This is a genomic window from Bradyrhizobium diazoefficiens, assembly GCF_016612535.1.
GTDB classification, from domain to species: domain Bacteria; phylum Pseudomonadota; class Alphaproteobacteria; order Rhizobiales; family Xanthobacteraceae; genus Bradyrhizobium; species Bradyrhizobium diazoefficiens_C.
In genome coordinates, this window is sequence record NZ_JAENXS010000002.1 from 1659591 (window position 1) to 1673030 (window position 13440).

Sequence of the window (13440 nt, forward strand, 5' to 3'; positions counted from 1 at the left end):
GCCGCGACCGGGCCGAACGCTCCAGGACAGGGCTATGAGAACCAAATCCGCTAAGTCATCCGAGAACCTGCTCGAGGAATTGCAGACCGCCCTCTCCCACGGCACCGTTGCGCGCCGGGTCGAGACGCTGCGCCGCGTCACCGATCTGTTCATTAACAACGCGGTGGATTATTCCGACGACCATATCCGGGTGTTCGACGACGTCTTCCAGTGCCTGATCGAGCAGATCGAGGCCTCGGCGAAGGCGCTGCTCGCCGACCGGCTCGCGCCGATCGGAGCCGCGCCGCCCCAGATCATCCGCACGCTCGCACTCGACGACGTCATCGAGGTCGCCGGCCCCGTGCTGACGAAGTCGGAACGGCTCGACGAGACCACCCTGATCGAGATCGCGCGCAGCAAGAGCCAGGCCCATCTCAAGGCGATCTCGCTGCGGCGGGTGCTGTCGGAAGCCCTGACCGACGTGCTGGTGACACGCGGCAACGAAGACGTGGTGCAGTCGACCGCTGCAAACCCGGGCGCGCAGCTCTCCGAGGGCAGCCTCGCCGATCTCGTCACCCGCGCCGAGCGCGACGACGACCTCGCCACCTGCATTGGCCTACGGCCCGACCTGCCGCGCCATCACTATCTGAAGCTGATCGCCAAGGCCTCCCTGAGAGTGCGCAGGAAGCTGGAGGCCGCCCATCCCGAACTCGCCGACGAAGTGTCGAACGTGGTCCAGCAGGCGGCGCAGCGGGTCCGTACCGCCGCCATGACCCGGCAGACCGAAATGGCACGCGCGCTGGTGAAGTCACTCCACGACGATGGCCGTCTCAACGAATTCCAGGTCACGACGTTCGCGGAGCATGGCAAGTTCGACGAGACCAATGCGGGGCTGGCAGCGCTCGCAGGCGTTTCGGTGGAGACCGCCGAGAACTTGATGATCGAAAGCCGCACCGAGGGCGTGATGATCCTCGCCAAGGTCGCCGGCATGCAATGGTCGAGCGTGCGCGCGATCATCGCGCTGCGCGAAAAGCTCTCGGGCGGCTCGCAGACCGACATGCTGACGCTGCGCGATACCTACGAAGCCCTGCGCGGCTCGACCGCGCAGCAGGTGCTGCGCTTCCACCGCATGCAGCAGGGTGCAATTCCGGCGGCTTAATACCTCAGGACTCGCGATCCAACGGCCGCGCCGATCGCAGTCACGATCGCGGTCGCGATCGTGTACCAGGTCGCGACGAACAGCGGCGAGTCGTCGGTGCAGTGCGAGGCGTAGAGCGTCGCCGCAAGCCCGGCCGACAACAGGCCGGCGAGCGCGCCGGCAAGCGCGGGGCGCGACGGCGCGCCGTGACGCAGGCCGAACAATGCGCCCGCGAGAAGCGGCAGCGACATCGCGGGGATCGCCGACATGCACCACCGCGAGTTCTTGCCGACGAGCCGCACCGTCATCGGCATGGCCGGCGCCATCATCGCTTCGCTGCCGATCGCGACCGCCAGCAACCCGACGGGCAGCAGCAGCAGCCAGCCCCAGCCGCGCATCAAGGCTTCGGGCCGCGACAAATGCAGGCTGATGATGATCGCCGGGATCGCCAGCGACAACGTGACCGCGAACTTCGTGTCGAAGAACGGATTGTGCATCGCCGTCATTACGTCCGGCCGGATGCCCAGGAACGTGGCGAAGATCAGGATCGAGAACGGCGCCGCCACCAGCAGGCCCATCGTCAGCAAGGCGCCGACGCGCGGGGCGCGGTGGGTGTTGTCGGCCGCGAGCGTGCGGATGAGTTGGTCGGTATCCATGACTAGTAGTCCCGCAGTTTGGCTGTGAGGGCCGCAAGCCCCCGATGCAGCGCGACCCGCACTGCACCTTCGCTCATCGAGAATTTCGTCGCCGTATCCTTGATCGAGGCGCTGTCGACCGCGATCGACTGCAACACGTCGCGTTGACGCTGCGGCAGGGCGCTGAGGTGGCCGGCGACCTCGCCCGCCGATGCCGTCTCCTGCGGCGTCTCGCCGGGCAGCGTTTCGGCGAAATCGTCGATATTGACGAAGATCCGCCTGCCCCGCCGCCTCAGCGTATCGATCAGCTTGTTGCGCGCGATCGCGAACAGCCAGGGGGCGAAGGGGGCCTCGCTGTCCCAGGTGTGCCGCTTCAGATGCACCGCCAACAAGATCTCTTGCACGATATCCTCGGCCTGATCGGGAGGCTGCCCGGCCCTCGCCAGGCCGCGCCTCGCGGCAGCGCGCAGCACCGGCGTGACCGCTTTCAGCAGCCGATGATACGCCGCATCATCGCCTGCCATGGCCGACCGCATCAGGCCGGTCCACTCGTCCTCACGTCCGCGCACGCGCGCTCCTACACGGCAATTCGGCCGCCCTTTCAATTTGTTACGTCGGCACCTCAGAAATCACGAAGTCGTGATCTGCAGCCGAGGGCCCCAAAGAATCCGATCCGGCCGCAAAAGCCCGGGAGGCTCATAACACCGATCGGTCCGCACTGCACCCGGCGGCGCGGCAGGCGTGGCCGGTTTGCCCCGGTTTTGCCCGGTGTGGCCCGAAGATTCCCATTTTTTGCCCCGCTGTCGTCATGCGCCGGGGTCTCTGTTCGTTTCCGGGACGGGTGAATTGGGGAGATCGTCAACATGATGAAAGCCAGCGGGCGCGCGGCATTGGTCGCTCTGACCGGACTATTGCTGCTGTTTGGAGCTTCAGTGCAGGCCGCGCCGAGTTCTGCGGCAAACACCCGGTCGGACAGCGCCAGCAAACAGGCCGATGCGGTTAAGCCGGGCAAGCAGCGGCGCCACGCGTCTCACCACAGCACCGGCAGCAAGACGGCGCAGAAATCCGACGACAAGACCGACGCCACACCGCGGGCCGACGAGGTCAAGAACGAGGTCAAGGCCGGCACCGACGTCCCGTCCGCGAGCCAAATGCCGCCGGAAGTCGCCAATGCCAATGCGCAGCTCGCCGCCGACACGCCGCCTGCGGCCGCAGCCTCCGCGATGACCGGCCGCGCCAGTGACAATGTCCAGGCCGCGGCCGACAATGCCGCCGCCCCCAATGCCGACAACCAGGTGGTCGCGCCCGACCAGCTCAACGACCTCGATCGCGCCCTGCAACAGGACAACCCGCCGGCGCAGAAGGCCGTGGTGGCCGCAACCGACGCACAGCCGCGCCCAGCGCCGGTCATGGCCAGCAGCCAGCCGAGTTCGGCCTGGGACCAGAGCTCCCTGATCGGCAAGATCTTCATCGGCGTCGGCACGCTGCTGACGCTGGCCTCCGCAGCGCGCATGTTTATGGCCTAATTCCTGGCCTGAGGAGCCCGTCCGGAACGCACGCGCTTGCGCGCTCCGGCCCCCCTTGAAGCCCACCCCGCCAGCGGGCACATTGCCCGCTCAATCAAAAGCGTGGGTGGAGCATGAGCACGTTCGAACACATCATCGTCGAAAGCATCGGTGCGGTCGGTATCATCAAGCTGAACCGGCCGAAGATGCTCAACGCGCTCTCCTTCGGCGTCTTCCGCGAGATCGCGGCGGCCGTGGACGATCTCGAGGCCGATGATGCCATCGGCTGCATCGTCGTGACCGGCAGCGAGAAGGCTTTTGCCGCCGGCGCCGACATCAAGGAGATGCAGCCGAAGGGCTTCATCGAGATGTTCTCCGAGGATTTTGCCGCGATCGGCGGCGACCGCGTCGCGCGTTGCCGCAAGCCGACCATTGCCGCTGTCGCCGGCTACGCGCTGGGCGGCGGCTGCGAACTCGCCATGATGTGCGACTTCATCATTGCCGCCGACACCGCCAAATTCGGCCAGCCAGAGATCACGCTCGGCACCATCCCCGGCATCGGCGGCACCCAGCGCCTGACGCGCGCGATCGGCAAGTCCAAGGCGATGGATCTCTGCCTCACCGGCCGCATGATGGACGCCGCGGAAGCCGAGCGCTCGGGCCTCGTCAGCCGCATCGTGCCCGCCGACAAGCTGATGGACGAGACGATGGCGGCCGCCGAGAAGATCGCCGCGATGTCACGCCCCGCCGTCGCCATGGCCAAGGAAGCGGTCAACCGCGCCTTCGAGACCACGCTCGCCGAGGGCATGAGCGTCGAGCGCAATTTGTTCCACTCGACCTTCGCGCTCGAAGACCGCTCCGAGGGCATGGCCGCCTTCATCGAGAAGCGCAAGCCGGTGAACAAGAACCGGTAAGTATTGTATCTTGTCGTCCCGGCGAAGGCCGGGACCCACCGCGGAATCTTCCGGTAGCAGACGGTCGTAGTACCGAACGACGAGTCTTCGCCAACTACTCTCTGAGGTTATGGGTCCCGGCCTTCGCCGGGACGACAGTGGAGCTAGGCGCCACTGCAGCGCGCCAAAGCCGCGCTGACCAGCGCGCGACAAAAGCGCTCCGGCCACGTTTTTGGTCGATCGAGGCCGAGACGCGCGAGACACGCCTCGTCATCCGTATCAGGCTTTCGACGCAATCCCTCCCAAAGCAGGCCCGCCAGCGCACGCGGCGAATGTTGCGCACCTTGCAGGATCTCGAGCGCCGGGATGAGGCGCTGCTCCACCTCGGTGAAATCGCAGCCGAATGGAAACGACGGCAACAGCCCGGCGTCGCGCGCGGGCTTGAGCGCTGCCGCGATCCGCTCGCGATGGTTTTCGCGGTGGGCCGCCGGGACCTCGTAGCCTCGCGGCAGCTTGCCTGCCTCCTTGGCGACCCGCGCCAGCTCGTCCTGGAAGCGGGAGTCAGCGATCGCGAGCATCGCCGCAATCACCTCGGCATCCGACTTTCCTCTGAGATCGGCAACGCCGTATTCGGTGACAAAGACATCGCGCAGATGCCGTGGGATGGTCTCGTGCCCGTAGTGCCAAAGAATGTTGGATTTCAGCGCGCGTCCGGCTTGTCGCGTCGCTTCGAGCGTCAAGACCGACCGCGCGCCCTCGAGCGCGAAGGCCTGCGCCACGAAATTGTACTGTCCGCCGACACCGCTCACGACCTGGCCATCGTCGAGGCCGTCGGAGACTGCCGCTCCCAGCAGCGTCGCCATCATCGTGTTGTTGATGAAGCGTGCGCCAATGCGGGCGCGACGCTTCCGCTCCTCATCGCCGTAGAGTTCGTTGGTAAACGACACCGGCATCATCTGGATGCGCCCGATCTGATCCGGCGGCATCTCGCGCAGCGCGCGATAGAAGGATTTCGGACCGAGAAAGAAGGCGCCGTGCAGCACCACGCCGTCGACGGCGCGCTTGAGAATGCCGGCGTCGATCAGGCCGATGAAGGCCTCGGTCACCATCTCGCTGACGCCATAGAGGCCGGCCTCGAAGGCATGGGCTTCCCGTGCGACGGCCGGTCGTGCCGGCGACAGCCGAATGACGACGTCATGAAACGCTGCGCTGTCGCGATGGCGCAGGATCAGGCCCTGTGCGAGCGCATCGCCGATCTGCCCGATGCCGATCTGAAGCGTGCCGCCATCGCGCACCACGGATGCCGCGTTCAGGCCGATGGCGTATTTGGTATCGGAGATCGGCTCCGACGGCGGCGCGAACAGGGGAAAGTCGGTCGTCGTGCTGTCCAGCACGGCGCTGAACGCCTCGGCCGCAAGATCGCCCGGGCCCGGCATGAACGGCAGCTCGGAATTGACCTGCGCGATCAGCTTGAACGATGCGCGTCCGGCGCCGCGCTCGCGCAGTACATCCAGCGTCGTGTCGGTGTTGCAGGACAGGCTGTAGCGCGGCACGCCGTCGACGACGCGCTTGGCGACCAGCTGTGTCACCACGTTCATCCCGCGGGCCAGCAAATAGCTTGCGGCGTGGGTGTAGTTGGCCGAGATGTAGTTCTGCTGCGCGGCCGGCACGTGCAGCCAGCGTCCGGCAAGAAAGAAGAATTCGACCACGTTGATGTTGGACGGCAGCCGATTTTCGCGCAGCGCGTCGGCGTAAGCCAGATCGGGATACCCCCCGAACAGGCGGTCGATCACCGGCGTGATGAACCGGCGTTCGATCAGGACCTTCGGCTTCGGCTTTTCCAATGTCAGCGCCGACAGCAATGTCAGCTTGATGTAAGGATCGGCGCAGGCGCGCGCGTAGAGGGCGTTGACGACGTGGTTGGCCTTGCCGAGGCCGAGCGGCAGACCGACCACCAGATCGGGTCCGACGTCGCGAATGATCTCCTCCGCGAGCGCATCGGGATCGGCGAAGAATTTCGGCATCATCCGTGAGACCCGGACCGCGTGACAAGCACCTGACGAGAATCCTATAGCGCATTTGCGGTGTGACGCACCTGCAACAGGCACGGAATACATGGGGGTTTTCCCCGCGGCAGTTTGCCTGCGGGACCCGCGCTGGTTAAACAGTTAAGAGAGCCGCCGTCGGCGGGGGCGGACAGCCGGGATTTTGCGGGATTACATGATTGGGCGTGCCGCCAGAGCTGGTCGCGTGATGACGCGGCGTCGATCGGGCGTGGGTCCTGTCCTGGCGACATGGACCGCGCTGGGACTCTGTTGCGCCCTGCCCGCGACGGCATGGGCGGAAGCCCTGCCGGAGGCGCTGGTCAAGGCCTACCAGACCAATCCGCAAATCAACGCCGAGCGCGCAAGGCAGCGCGCCACCGACGAGAACGTGCCACAGGCGCTCGCCGGCTATCGGCCGCAGATCGTGGCGAGCCTCAGCGCCGGCCTGCAAGCGGTGCGCAACCTGCTTCCGGACAACACCATCCAGACCGCGAGGCTGAAGCCCTGGACCATCGGGGTCACAGTGTCGCAGACCCTGTTCAACGGCTTCCGGACCGCCAACAGCGTACGGGTTGCGGAGCTCCAGGTGCAGTCCGGACGCGAGGCATTGCGCAATGTCGGCCAAGGCGTGCTGCTCGATGCGGTCACCGCCTACACCAACGTGCTCGCCAACCAGTCACTGGTCGAGGCGCAACGCTCCAACGTCGCCTTCCTGCGCGAGACGCTCTCCATCACCCAGCGCCGCCTCAATGCCGGCGACGTCACCCCGACCGATACCGCCCAGGCCGAGGCGCGCCTCAGCCGCGGCCTTGCCGATCTCAACGCCGCCGAAGTCGCACTCGCCATAAGCCAGGCGACCTATGCGCAAGTGATCGGCAATTCACCCGCACAGCTTCGCCCCGCCGAGGTCGTCGATCGCTATCTGCCGAAGAGCCGCGAGGATTCGATAACGATGGCGATCCGCGAGCATCCGGCAGTGATGGCCGCGGGCTTCGACGTCGACATCGCCTCGACCAATATCCGCGTCGCCGAAGGTGCGCTGCTGCCGAGCGCCAGCCTCCAGGGCAGCATCAGCCGCAGCCGCGACAACGACCCATCGCTCAGCACCTTCGCCACCGACCAGGCCTCGATCGTCGCCAACGTCACGGCGCCGATCTACGACGGCGGCCAGGCCGCCTCACAGACCCGGCAGGCCAAGGAAGTCACCGCGCAGAGCCGGCTCGTGCTCGATCAGGTGCGCAACCAGGCGCGCACCGCGGCAGTCAGCGCCTGGGTCGCCAACGAGGGCGCCAAGATCGCGGTCTCGGCCTCGGAGTCCGAGGTGAAGGCTGCGACCGTCGCGCTCCAGGGCGTGCAGCGCGAGGCCGCCGGCGGACAGCGCACGACGGTTGACGTCCTCAACTCGCAGGCCGATCTGATCCAGGCCAGGGCCCGTTTGATCGGCGCGTTGCGTGACCGCGTCATCGCCTCCTACACGCTGCTGAGCGCCGTCGGCCACCTCGACGTCAAGACGCTGAGCCTGAACACGCCCGACTATCTGCCCGAGGTGCACTATCATCAGGTCCGCGATGCCTGGCATGGCCTGCGCACGCCGTCGGGGCAGTAGTTTCAAATCTTCGGGCCGGTGCGCATGAAGAGCCTTCGCATTCATCTGATGGGCGCGTCAGGCTCCGGCGTGACGACGCTCGGTCGTACGCTCGCCGACCGGCTGGCGCTGCCGCATCACGACACCGACGATTATTTCTGGCTGCCGACGGCGCCGCCTTACCAGACGACGCGCCCCGCCGCAGATCGTCTGCGCCTAATGCGCGAGATGTTCCTGCCGCGCCTCGATTGGGTGCTGAGCGGAACCGTCACCGGCTGGGGCGACGAACTTGTCTCGTATTTCGACCTCGTCGTCTTCGTGACCACGCCGCGCGAGCTGCGCTTGAGGCGCCTGCGTGCCCGCGAGACTGCGCATTTCGGTGCCGATGCTGTCGCGCCCGGGGGCTGGCGTCATGAGGAAACGGCGTCGTTCGTTGAATGGGCCTCGCACTACGAAGCTGGTGATCGCGAAGGCCGCAGTCTCGCAAAAGATGAGGCATGGCTCGCGGGCCTGCCCTGCCCGGTTGTTCGTGTCGACGGCGCAGCCGGTCGCGCAGCTCGTCGAACAGCTATGCAGCGACGTGACGCGGCTGCCGGGCTGATGTGCTATCGTCCCGCGGCTTTCTCGCCGCCGGAGCAGCCATGACCGACCAAGTCCACGCGCGCGCAGAGCAACCCGCGACGCCGATCAATTTCGACGTGCCGGCGCACGCCTGCGACTGTCACACCCATATCCACGGCGAAGTCGAAAAATTTCCGTTCTTCGCGGGGCGCGTCTATACGCCGGGACCGGCAAGCCCCGAAGAGATGGCGGCACTGCACAAGGCGCTGCATATCGACCGCGTGGTGATCGTCACGCCGAGCGTCTACGGCACCGACAATTCCTCCAGCCTGTTCGGCATGAAGGCCCGGGGCGCAACCGCGCGCGGAGTGGCCGTGATCGACGACGAGACCACGGAGGCCCAGCTCGACGCGATGCAAGTGGACGGCTTTCGCGGCATCCGCATCAATCTCGCGACCGACGGCATCAACGATCCCGACGTCGGCCGCACCCGTTTCACTGTCGCCGTCGAGCGCATGAAGGCGCGCGGCTGGCACGTGCAGCTCTACACCACGCTGGCGATGATCTCCGCGATCAGGGATCTTGTGCTGGCCGCACCGGTGCCTGCGGTGTTCGACCACTTTGGCGGGCTGGAGGCCTCGCTCGGATTGGAGCAGCCGGGATTTTCCGACCTCATCGCGCTGGTCAAATCCGGCAAGGCTTATGTGAAGATTTCGGGCGCCTACCGCTCGTCCAAGCTCGCGCCCGAGTATCAGGACATGGCGCCCTATGCGCGTGCATTGATCGCCGCGAACGCGGATCGCATCGTCTGGGGGACCGACTGGCCGCACCCGGATTCGGCGCAAGTCCAGGGCCGCAAAGCCACTGATATCGCACCGTTCCACCCGATCGACGACGGCCGGCTGCTCAACCAGCTTCCACTGTGGGCGCCCGATGCGGACATGCGCAAGAAGATCCTGGTCGACAATCCGGCACGACTCTACGGCTTCTGAGTCGCCACAAATCCGATTAGGTTCAAACAAGATGCGATGCGGTTCCAAGTTGAGCGATGGAACTGTTGTCGCGAGAGCACAACGGCACTGACTCACACGATCGTGTTTGCATTCTCGTTTGCTTCTCACCCATCCGGTTGACGCGCATCCTCGATTTCACCGGTACGCACGAGCAGATTTCATTTGTTCGTGCGGATACATGCCTCCATCACATTATCTTGCCGCGCTTTTCTCCGGCATTGGAATCGGTTTCACCGTCGCGGCTCCCATCGGGCCAATGGGCATGCTGTGCATTCAGCGCACATTGGCATCGGGCATGGCCACAGGGCTCGCCACCGGCTTCGGTGCGGCAACTGTGCATCTCACCTACAGCGCCTTCGTCGTCTTGGGATTGGGCGCGCTTGCACAGCCTTGGGTCGAGGCGAATGCCGTCGTCTTCGGCATCGTCTCGGCGATCACGCTGCTGTGGTTCGCGATCCGCACGCATCGCTGTTCCCTCGTGCTCCAGGACACCGGTGAGCTCGACAAAGTGCGTCTCGCACGCGCCTATCTCAGCGCCATCGCGCTCGGGCTGACCAATCCATTGACGGTCATCCTGTTTCTGGCAGCGCTGCACGCGTTCTCCACGCAAGCCGCTGCGGCACCGCTGATCGCGGGCGTCTTCGTCGGCTCTGCCGTCTGGTGGATGATGCTCAGCACGATCGTCGCAACCGCGCGCTCACGACTGACGCCGCGGATGCTGTCACTGAGCAGCCGGTTCGCGAGCCTCATGCTGCTCGGGCTCGGCACCACGATGCTGCTGCGGATCGCGCAGCGGATGTTGGGCTAGAGCATGATCCGGAAAAGTGCGCAGCGGTTTTCCGACAAGATCGTGCTCAAACAATAACCGTCAGCGCGCGCGGCGGGAGAAGAAGGAGATCAGGACCGGCAGCGTCACCAGAATCACGATCGGCGCCAGCATCATGCCGGTGACGACGACGACCGCGAGCGGCTTCTGCACCTGCGAGCCGATGCCTCCCGACAGCGCGGCCGGCAGCAAGCCGACGCCGGCGACCACGCAGGTCATCAGCACCGGGCGGAGCTGCAACTCGCCGGTGCGGATCACCGCGCTCACGCGGTCCATGCCCTCATCGATCAACTGGTTGAACTGCGACAGGATGATGATGCCGTCCATCACGGCGATGCCGAACAACGCGATGAAGCCAATCGCGGCCGAGACGCTGAAGGCGGTGCCGGTAATCAATAGCCCGAGCACGCCGCCGAAGATCGCCATCGGGATCACGCTCATGGCGAGCAGCGTGTCGACCATCGAACCGAAATTGAACCAGAGCAGGACGGCGATCAGCGCCAGCGAGATCGGCACCACGATCGACAGCCGCCGGATCGCATCCTGGAGATTGCCGAACTCGCCGACCCATTCCATGTGCGATCCCGGCGGCAATTGCACCTGCTCGGCGATCTTCTGCTGGGCCTCGCGGATGGCGCTGCCGAGGTCGCGCTCTCGCACCGAGAACTTGATCGGCAGGTAGCGCTCCTGCTGCTCGCGATAGATGTAGGCCGCGCCGGAGACGAGGCTGATCGTAGCCACCTCACTGAGGGGAATCTGCGTGACGGAGCCGTTCGGCCCGGGCGCGCCGATCCGGATGTTCTGGATCGCCTCCGCGCTCCGGCGATATTCCGGCGCGAGGCGAACGATGATCGGGAAATGGCGGTCAGATCCCGGCTCGTAGAGATCGCCCGCGGTGTCCCCGCCGATCGCGACCTTGATGGTGGCGTTGATGTCGCCGGGAGCGAGTCCGTAGCGCGCGGCCTTGGCACGGTCGATGTCGATCTGGACGGTCGGCTGCCCGAGCGAGGTGAACACCGCGAGGTCGGTGATGCCCTGCACGGTCGATAGCACCGACTTGATCTTGTTGGCAGTGTCGGTCAGCGCCTGGAGATCGCTGCCGAACAGCTTGATCGAGTTCTCGCCCTTAACGCCGGAGACCGCTTCCGAGACGTTGTCCTGCAGATATTGCGAGAAGTTGAACTCGACGCCGGGGAATCGATCGTCGAGCTGCTTGAGCAGCTCCGCAGTCAGCTCCTCTTTGTCATGCGTGCCGGGCCACTCGCTCGCGGGCTTCAGCGGCGCGAAGAACTCGGCGTTGAAGAAGCCGGCGGCGTCGGTGCCGTCGTCGGGACGGCCATGCTGCGACACCACGGACTCGACCTCGGGCCGGGCGCGAATCAGCTTGCGCATCTCGTTGACGTAGGAATTGCCTTCCTGGAGCGAGATGGTCGGCGGCAGCGTGGCGCGGATCCAGAGATTGCCCTCTTCGAGCTTGGGGAGGAATTCGAGGCCAAGCAGCCGGCCGAGCGCCACCGTCATCAGCACGAGGCCCACCGCAGCGCCGAGCATGATGCTGCGATTGGCGACCGCCCAACGCAGCACCGGCATGTAGATCCGGTGCAGGATCTGCATCACCCTGGTCTCGGTCTCCTCGACATGCGCGGGCAGGATGATCGCGGACAGCGCTGGCGTGACGGTGAAGGTCGCAAGCAGACCGCCGGCAAGCGCGTAGGCATAGGTCCGTGCCATCGGGCCGAAAATGTTACCCTCGACGCCGGACAGCGTGAACAGCGGCAAAAATGCCGCGATGATGATCGCGGCGGCAAAGAAGATCGAGCGCGAGACGTCGGCCGCGGCGCTGAGGATGGCATGGCTCTTCATACCGAACAGCGTCTCGGGCGACATCTGCTCGGATTCGTTCGGCGGCGTGGTTTGCGTCAGGCGTCGGAAGATCGCCTCCACCATGATGACGGTGGCGTCCACGATCAGGCCGAAATCGATGGCGCCCACCGACAGAAGATTCGCGGATTCCCCGCGCAGCACCAGGATGATCACGGCGAAGAACAGCGCAAACGGAATGGTGGCGCCGACGATCAGCGCGCTGCGGAGATCGCCGAGGAAGATCCACTGCAACAGCACGATCAGCAGGATGCCGACCACCATGTTGTGCAGCACGGTGTGGGTGGTGAGATCGATCAGGTCCTTGCGGTCGTAGATGCGTTCGATGCGCACGCCCGGCGGCAGGATGGTCGAGCCGTTGATCTGCTGGACCAGCTGCTCGACGCGATTGATGGTCGGCGTGCTCTGCTCGCCGCGGCGCATCAGCACGATGCCCTGCACGATGTCGTCGGCATCATCGAGACCGGCGATGCCGAGACGCGGCTTCTGGCCGACGGTGACGGTGGCGACGTCCTTCACCAGCACCGGATTGCCGTTGGTCTGGGCGACCATGGTATTGGCGAGATCGTCGATCGAGCGGATCAGGCCGACGCCGCGCACCACGGCCGATTGCTGGCCGATATTGACGGTGTTGCCGCCGACATTGACGTTGGAATTGCTGACCGCCTGGAGCAATTGCGGCAGCGTCAGTCCGTTGGCGACCAGCTTGTTGTTGTCGACCTGGAGCTCATAAGTCTTGCTTTTGCCGCCCCATCCGGTGACGTCGATCACGCCGGGCACGGAACGGAAGCGGCGCTGGAGGATCCAATCCTGGATGGTCTTGAGGTCGAGCACGCTGTAGTTCGGCGGACCGACCAGCCGATAACGGAAGATTTCGCCGATCGGGCTGAGCGGCGAGATCTGCGGCTGAACGTTGCCCGGCAACGGCGCGAGCTGCGCTAGGCGATTCAAGACCTGCTGCAACGCCTCTTCATAGGTGTAGGCGAATGAGAATTGGAGTTTGACGTCGGAGAGGCCATAGAGCGAGATGGTGCGGATGGTCGTGAGGTTCTTCAGGCCCGCGACCTGGGTCTCGATCGGGATCGTGATGTAGCGCTCGATTTCCTCCGCCGACAGGCCCGGGCTCTGGGTGACGACGTCGACCATCGGCGGGGTCGGGTCGGGATAGGCCTCGATGTTGAGCTGGTTGAACGCAATCAGGCCGCCGATGAACACGGCGACGAACATGCCGACCATCAGGAAGCGCCGGTTGACGGCAAGGGCGACGAGGCGATCCATTTAGGCCGGCAGTTGTTCTCCCTCGCCCCGCTTGCGGGGAGAGGGTCGGGGTGAGGGGGAGTCTCCGCGGGGACGGTGAGAGTTGGCCTCGCGGAGAGCCC

The 13440-nt window shown here is 65.5% G+C and carries 10 protein-coding genes and 1 pseudogene; 7 read left to right on the forward strand and 4 right to left on the reverse strand.

The features are described 5' to 3' along the window. Nucleotides 1-34 precede the first annotated feature (34 nt). A complete protein-coding gene (locus JJE66_RS24810; protein WP_200517092.1) occupies nucleotides 35-1138 on the forward strand; it encodes a DUF2336 domain-containing protein in 1104 nt (367 codons plus the stop codon). Here the strand turns inward: JJE66_RS24810 and JJE66_RS24815 are convergent. Both JJE66_RS24815 and JJE66_RS24820 read right to left on the reverse strand, forming a co-directional pair. Further along, nucleotides 1135-1773: an NrsF family protein gene (locus JJE66_RS24815; RefSeq protein ID WP_200517093.1), complete on the reverse strand. Its 639-nt coding sequence runs from the start codon at nucleotides 1771-1773 to the stop codon at nucleotides 1135-1137. The genes JJE66_RS24810 and JJE66_RS24815 overlap by 4 nt on opposite strands. A 2-nt stretch (nucleotides 1774-1775) precedes the next feature. After that, nucleotides 1776-2321 (reverse strand): sigma-70 family RNA polymerase sigma factor, encoded by a 546-nt coding sequence (locus tag JJE66_RS24820; protein ID WP_200517094.1) that lies wholly within the window; start codon nucleotides 2319-2321, stop codon nucleotides 1776-1778. Between the two features lie 294 nt (nucleotides 2322-2615). On the opposite strand from JJE66_RS24820, the gene JJE66_RS24825 reads away from it, so the two are divergent. Further along, on the forward strand, nucleotides 2616-3278 hold the full coding sequence (locus JJE66_RS24825) for a hypothetical protein (RefSeq protein WP_200517095.1): 663 nt from the start codon (nucleotides 2616-2618) through the stop codon (nucleotides 3276-3278). A 113-nt stretch (nucleotides 3279-3391) separates the two neighbouring features. After that, complete coding sequence (locus JJE66_RS24830) at nucleotides 3392-4171, forward strand: enoyl-CoA hydratase (protein ID WP_200517096.1); 780 nt, start codon at nucleotides 3392-3394, stop codon at nucleotides 4169-4171. A 143-nt stretch (nucleotides 4172-4314) separates the two neighbouring features. On the opposite strand, the gene JJE66_RS24835 is transcribed toward JJE66_RS24830, so the two are convergent. Further along, nucleotides 4315-6174 carry an acetyl-CoA hydrolase/transferase C-terminal domain-containing protein gene (locus tag JJE66_RS24835; protein ID WP_200518759.1) on the reverse strand — a complete coding sequence of 620 codons (1860 nt, stop codon included), beginning with the start codon at nucleotides 6172-6174 and terminating at the stop codon, nucleotides 4315-4317. Between the two features lie 196 nt (nucleotides 6175-6370). Between JJE66_RS24835 and JJE66_RS24840 the strand changes: the two genes are divergently transcribed. From JJE66_RS24840 to JJE66_RS24855, 4 genes and pseudogenes are all read left to right on the forward strand, one after another. Further along, nucleotides 6371-7801, forward strand: coding sequence for a TolC family outer membrane protein (locus tag JJE66_RS24840; RefSeq protein WP_409362844.1), 1431 nt, complete (start codon nucleotides 6371-6373; stop codon nucleotides 7799-7801). 24 nt (nucleotides 7802-7825) lie between these two features. Further along, nucleotides 7826-8381, forward strand: a pseudogene (locus tag JJE66_RS24845) (hypothetical protein). A 40-nt stretch (nucleotides 8382-8421) separates the two neighbouring features. Continuing rightward, a complete protein-coding gene (locus JJE66_RS24850; protein ID WP_200517099.1) occupies nucleotides 8422-9333 on the forward strand; it encodes an amidohydrolase family protein in 912 nt (303 codons plus the stop codon). Between the two features lie 199 nt (nucleotides 9334-9532). Next, nucleotides 9533-10162: a LysE family translocator gene (locus JJE66_RS24855; protein WP_200517100.1), complete on the forward strand. Its 630-nt coding sequence runs from the start codon at nucleotides 9533-9535 to the stop codon at nucleotides 10160-10162. A gap of 60 nt (nucleotides 10163-10222) precedes the next feature. Here the strand turns inward: JJE66_RS24855 and JJE66_RS24860 are convergent, their stop codons facing one another. Beyond that, a complete protein-coding gene (locus JJE66_RS24860; protein WP_200517101.1) occupies nucleotides 10223-13339 on the reverse strand; it encodes an efflux RND transporter permease subunit in 3117 nt (1038 codons plus the stop codon). Nucleotides 13340-13440 lie beyond the last annotated feature (101 nt).